General features: G+C 65.4%; 1 protein-coding gene. It reads right to left on the bottom strand.

From position 1 onward, the window contains the following. Positions 1-67: 67 nt before the first annotated feature. Positions 68-263 (bottom strand): hypothetical protein (locus SB724_RS20585; RefSeq protein WP_410572770.1); only part of this gene is annotated, 196 nt, incomplete at its 5' end.

Here is a 263-nt window from a genome sequence, read left to right as displayed (position 1 = left end):
ATGGCGGTACCATCACCCTTGATAGCCAACCCGGCCGGGGAACCACGTTCACGGTGAAGGTGCCGGCCTAGCCGTCCTGCCCGGGGAGGTCTGCTACCGCTTGGCGGACTACCTCGCCCCACGACTGTTCGGCGAGATCCGCCACGGCTGCCAGGATCTCCGACGGCGGCCTGGACAGGTCCAGCGGGTACTCCACGATGTCGATGTCCGTGTTAAGGATGCGCCGTAATTTGATCTCCCCGGGCCCCGCGTAAACGAGCCAC

Origin of the sequence: Bacillus sp. SIMBA_031, from assembly GCF_046535225.1 — a bacterium.
GTDB classification, from domain to species: domain Bacteria; phylum Bacillota; class Bacilli; order Bacillales; family Bacillaceae; genus Bacillus; species Bacillus velezensis.
Note: the sequence above shows the minus strand (reverse complement) of the source record. Positions and strands in the feature narration are given on the sequence as shown.